The sequence below is a fragment of the Frankia sp. KB5 genome (assembly GCF_002099325.1).
GTDB lineage: Bacteria > Actinomycetota > Actinomycetes > Frankiales > Frankiaceae > Frankia > Frankia casuarinae.
This window is the reverse complement of sequence record NZ_MRUJ01000253.1, coordinates 1-5,046: the sequence shown is the minus strand read 5'-3', so window position 1 is coordinate 5,046 and position 5,046 is coordinate 1. Positions and strand designations below refer to the sequence as shown.

Genomic DNA, 5,046 nt, shown 5'->3' with positions numbered 1-5,046 from the left:
CCACCCGCAATCCAGAAGGAGGCATGAACATCGTGACCCGAACCGTCGTATCCCCGCCCGCCGGGCGTGTGGTCTCGCAGTCCCGCCACCGCGTGATCACAGGGCCGCTTCAGGCCCCGATCGATCGCGCACAGCCCGACGTGCTCATGGTGCTGCGCGCGGAGCTTCAGGCCGTTTTCGAGCGTCTCGACTCCTACCTTGCCAACCCCCCGCAGGCCGCCCCGCCGCCCGCGCCACCGGCGGTGGCGGTTGACCGGCCGGACCCGTTCGAAGGCCTGCCCGCGCTGATCTCGGTGGGGAAGGCAGCGCAGATCCTGGGCCTGTCCCGGGCGACCGCGTACCGCCTGGCGGACGCCGGTGACCTGCCCACGCAGCGCATGGGGGGACGGGTCTACGTCGTCACCGCCCGCCTACGCGCCGCCTTCGGTGGTGCCGCGTGAAGGGCAGCGTCTACAAGCGCAAGAACGGGTGGGAGTTCCGCCACGACATCGACCCCGACCCGCTCACCGGCAAGCGGCGGACCACGTCCCGTGGAGGGTTCAAGGCCAAGACGGAGGCCACCCGCGCCATGCGGGAGTCCATCGCCCAGTTCGAGCAGGGCAAGCACGTGGCCCCCTCACGGCGCACGGTGGAGGAGTTCACGGGCGAGTGGCTCGCCGCGGTCCGTCCGGCGGTGGCCAAGGGGACGTGGGTGAAGTACCGCAACTACCTCACGCTGTACGTCGTTCCAGTGATCGGCCAGACGCCACTTCAGGACCTGACCGCGCGTCGCCTGGACCTGCTCTATGGCCACCTGCTCGACGGGGGACGGCTCCGCCGCCGGGGCGAGCAGGGGAAGGGACTGGCACCGGCGACGGTCGCCGTGGTCCACCAGACGCTGAGCCGCGCGCTGGGCGACGMGGTGAAGTGGGGCTACCTCCGCCGCAACCCGGCGGAGGACGCGCACCGGCCGCGGGTTGGGCGGCGGGCCCCCACCGTGTGGACCCCGGAGCAGGTGAGGACCTTCGTCGACCACATCCGCGATGACCGGTTGTTCGCGATGTACCTACTGCTGATCACGACCGGCGTCCGGCGGGGCGCGCTGGCCGGTCTGCGCCGCGCGGACGTCGACCTGAACGGGGCAACGGTCTCGCCGAGCGTGACGCGGGTCGTCATCGACGGCAAGGCCGACGACGGCGAGCAGAAGACGCTGAACGCCTACCGGCCGCTGTCACTCGACCCGCTCACGCTCAACGCGCTACGGGCCTACATCACGTCCTGGGAGGAGAACAGGAAGACCTTCGGGCACACGACCGACCGGCTGTTCTGCTGGCCGGACGGCACGGCGATCCACCCGGACACGATCACGGATTGGTTCCAGGGCCACGCGCGCGCCGTCGGTCTGCCCGTGATCCGCCTGCACGACGTCCGGCACAGCTACGCGACCGCCGCGCTGAAGTCCGGTGTGCACCCCAAGGTGGTCAGCGAGCGTCTTGGCCACGCGAGCGTGGCGTTCACCCTCTCGTTCTACAGCCACGTGATCCCCGGGATGGACAAGGACGCCGCGGACGAGATCGCGACCGTGATCCTCGGCATGCCCGAGCCGTCCGACCCGCGGGCGGAGCAGGCACCGTCCGATGAGGGCGATGAGACCGGAGAGGACGACCCGCCGGCAGTCTGCGCGTAGGCCACGTTCGCAGATTCGTTCGCACGGGCCGCCGGAAAAATCGGAAACGAGAAAGGCCACCCCGTCGGGGGTGGCCTTTCTCCTGCGCCGCAGCGCTTTGTTACGGGTGGGCGATACTGGGATTGAACCAGTGACCTCTACCGTGTCAAGGTAGCGCTCTCCCACTGAGCTAATCGCCCGCGAAAGGATCAGAGGCGGAGGCGGGAATCGAACCCGCGTACAGGGCTTTGCAGGCCCTTGCCTAAACCACTCGGCCACTCCGCCGTGGGAGGCCGCTGGGGACGGACCTCAAGCCTCTCTGCTCCCGAGCGGACGACGGGATTCGAACCCGCGACCCTCACCTTGGCAAGGTGATGCTCTACCAACTGAGCCACGTCCGCGCTGCTCCGCGCTTCTCGGCGGTGCAGGTAGCACTCTAGCGGACGATCGGGCCAGACGTCGAACCGTCCGGYGGGCATCGCTGAGATGTTGCGTTGGGTCAAGGTTCTCCGGATGAACACCGGCTTTCGCCCACGGCACGTCCATGCGGCTGGCGGCCGTCGAGGGGCTGGTCCATGCCCTGGGCGGYGGGTCACCTCGGGCGGCGGTAGCGTGATCGGAATGAGCGAGACGAACGTGGCGGCTCGGGAGACGAGCCCTCTCGGGCGTGTGGCACCGTCACCCCCGTGGGATGCCTCCTCGTTCCTGCTCGCCGGCGGCCGGTTCGCGACCGAGGTCGTGGAGATCAGCGATGACGCCGCGGTGCTGGATCGAGATGGCTTCTGGGCGGTCGTCGTCGACTTCAAGGGGGCCGTCCGTTGCATCCGGTTCGCCGACGTGCGGCCGGCGCCTCCCGGTGGTGTCGCGGCGCTGCGGCGTGGCCCCTGGCTCGGACCGTCGCGAGCCGCATGGGCGACGACCATGAACCGGGCAGCCTACCTTGACGGGGTTGCGGCGATCCGTGAGCGCATCGCGGCGGGGGAGGTCTACCAGGTCAATCTCTGCCGATTGCTGTCGGCGCCCCTGTCGGCGCCCGCGGCGGAAGGCGCGGGGGGTCCCGGTGTCGGTGCCGCCGGTGTCGATCTCGGTGCCCTGGCGGCCGTCGTCGCCGCCGGCAATCCCGCGCCGTACGCGGTCGTCCTGGACGTGCCGGAGGCCGGGGTGCGCATCGTCGGCGCCTCCCCGGAGCTGTTCCTCTCCCGCCAGGGCGACGTCGTGAGCTCCAGGCCCATCAAGGGAACCGGTCGGACGGCGGCGGATCTGCGGGAGAAGGACGTCGCCGAGAACATCATGATTGTCGATCTTGTTCGCAACGATCTCGGGCGGGTTGCCCACCCGGGAAGCGTGACGGTGCCTTCACTCTGTGCTGTGGAGAAACACCCCGGTCTCGTGCACCTCGTCTCGACCGTCCGGGCCCGGCTGCGGCCGGGGGTGGGCTGGCGGGACCTCCTGGCGGCGACCTGCCCGCCCGGTTCCGTCTCCGGTGCGCCGAAGTCGAGTGCGCTGCGGATCATCCGAGAACTGGAACCGGCCTCTCGGGGCTACTACTGCGGGGGGATCGGCTGGGTGGATGCCGACCGGAACGTGGGTTGGCTGTCTGTTGGTATTCGTACGTTCTGGATCGAGGACGACCGGATCTGGTTCGGTACCGGCGCTGGTATCACGTGGGGGAGTGATCCGGACTCGGAGTGGCGTGAGACCGAGCTGAAGGCCGACCGGCTGGTGGGGCTGGCGAGCCGATCGGACGATAAGCCGGGCACCGGCGGTGGGCCGAGGACAAAAGGACCCGCCTGGCGGCGCTAGGCCGGCCAGGCGGGCGGGTGCTCTGTGTGTGACTGGTCTGTGTGTGACCGGGTGGAAGCTACCTCGGATGCAGGTGGGGAAGGGCCTCCCCTGGTCGCAAAATGCCCGCACCGGCTTGCCGGGATCGGACAGCGGTCCCGACCCCGGTGAGATCACCGCTCGGGGCCGCCCCAGATGAGGAGGGCGAGTTCGGCGTCAAGATCGATGATGTCGCTCTCCCCGCCGAGGGGGACGGCTGAATACGTCCGCCGTAGGAAGGCCAGCACCTCGGACCGCGGCATCTCGAACAGTGCATGCCCGGACGGGCTGGACAGGGACAGGCAGACGATCCGTCCCCCAGACTGGGCGGCAGGCCACACCTGCACGTCGCCATCCCCGGCAGGTCGGCGCACACCGTCGCTGAGGAGCTGGCGCGCGAATGTCCACTCCACGACCTCGTCCGCACCGGTGCGGAAGCCGATGCTGATCGCGTACGGATCGGCCGGCTCGTACCGGACGGTGGCGGCGACCGGCACGGGCGCCCCGCCGGGAACGACAAGGCGGAGGGCGAGTTCTGCGGTGATTGAATCGTGACGAATAGTCATCGGGCGGCCTCTCATGGTGCGATGGTGCGGGCGAGCACCCGTGTAACGGGATAGTTCCCTCTCCGAGTCCCGTTGGAAACAAGATTATGCCAAGACAACATCCGTTACGGTAGTTCGGGCGAGTTGCCTGGCCCGGAAGGGTGAACCTGCTTCGAGTGATCATGGTTCGGTCGACTATCGGACGGATCTTCTACTTATATCCTATAGATGATTACTGTCCGTAGCGTCCGAACGTCCCCGAGCGCCAGGTCATCCCGCCAAGGCCGTTCCCCCGTGAGCCTTCCCCATCGGGACCCTTCCCAACCACGGCCAGTCGCGGCGAACCTGACCCAGTCCGGCCACCGGACAGGACGGTGGACATCGCCCCATCCGTCCGTCGACCCCCCGCTGCCGCCCCCCTTCGTCGGCCCGTATCCCCGGCGTGTAGGGTGGTCCCACCGGCAAGGGCGTATAGCTCAGTGGTAGAGCGCTGCCTTCACACGGCAGAGGTCCGTGGTTCGAAACCACGTACGCCCACGCGATTGGGCTTGCCATGCTCCGCTCCCGGGCCGGGAGCTTGTTGTGCTCCCATGAGATATCTGTCCGATGGATGATCTTCGCGCCCCCCGCGATGCGGCGTTTTTCCTGGTCCGGGTGGGTTTGTCGGTGCCTGGGAGGGGCTACTCCAAACGGGTGGTGCAGCTCGGCGGTGTCCTCTCCCGCCGGCGGGACTCGGCACGTTTCCCCCGGTGGCAGGCCGTCTCGGTCCCGTCCGAGGTCTGCCCGGGTGTGCCCCCGGCCCTCGCGGCGTGCTGTGGCTCGAAGGGTGGTCGGAGCTGTCCGCCCCCGGTGGGGCGCCTGCCTCGGGGAGTGGTGCGAAATATCCCCGATTGGCCGGTTTCTGGGTGTCTGGGCTGCGACGTCGTGGGCTGGCGACGAATCGACATCTACCCCCACTTTGGTGGGGACATCGCCGATGGAGGCGGATCCCGGAGGGGGTCCCGGCCGATGCTCCAGCCCGGGAGACAGTGTGGG

General features: G+C 68.9%; 4 protein-coding genes and 4 tRNA genes. 4 read left to right on the top strand and 4 right to left on the bottom strand.

Annotated features, from left to right (window positions below; all coding sequences use genetic code 11):
- The coding region (locus tag KBI5_RS21000) for a helix-turn-helix domain-containing protein (RefSeq protein WP_347272529.1) at positions 1–440 on the top strand (440 nt) is incomplete at its 5' end.
- Positions 437–1,666, top strand: coding sequence for a tyrosine-type recombinase/integrase (locus tag KBI5_RS20995; protein ID WP_085016213.1), 1,230 nt, complete (start codon positions 437–439; stop codon positions 1,664–1,666). The genes KBI5_RS21000 and KBI5_RS20995, both read left to right, overlap by 4 nt.
- A gap of 107 nt (positions 1,667–1,773) precedes the next feature.
- Here the strand turns inward: KBI5_RS20995 and KBI5_RS20990 are convergent.
- The 3 genes from KBI5_RS20990 to KBI5_RS20980 all read right to left on the bottom strand — a co-directional run bounded on the left by KBI5_RS20990 (position 1,774) and on the right by KBI5_RS20980 (position 2,046).
- Positions 1,774–1,845, bottom strand: a tRNA-Val gene (locus KBI5_RS20990).
- Positions 1,846–1,858: 13 nt separating this feature from the next.
- Positions 1,859–1,930 (bottom strand) — tRNA-Cys (locus tag KBI5_RS20985).
- A gap of 43 nt (positions 1,931–1,973) precedes the next feature.
- Positions 1,974–2,046: transfer RNA gene (locus KBI5_RS20980), tRNA-Gly, on the bottom strand.
- A 112-nt stretch (positions 2,047–2,158) separates the two neighbouring features.
- Here KBI5_RS20980 and KBI5_RS20975 point away from each other — a divergent pair.
- Positions 2,159–3,448: a chorismate-binding protein gene (locus KBI5_RS20975; RefSeq protein WP_241883059.1), complete on the top strand. Its 1,290-nt coding sequence runs from the start codon at positions 2,159–2,161 to the stop codon at positions 3,446–3,448.
- A gap of 152 nt (positions 3,449–3,600) precedes the next feature.
- Here the strand turns inward: KBI5_RS20975 and KBI5_RS20970 are convergent, their stop codons facing one another.
- Positions 3,601–4,032: an SsgA family sporulation/cell division regulator gene (locus KBI5_RS20970; protein ID WP_009739629.1), complete on the bottom strand. Its 432-nt coding sequence runs from the start codon at positions 4,030–4,032 to the stop codon at positions 3,601–3,603.
- 444 nt (positions 4,033–4,476) lie between these two features.
- On the opposite strand from KBI5_RS20970, the gene KBI5_RS20965 reads away from it, so the two are divergent.
- Positions 4,477–4,548 (top strand) — tRNA-Val (locus KBI5_RS20965).
- Positions 4,549–5,046 lie beyond the last annotated feature (498 nt).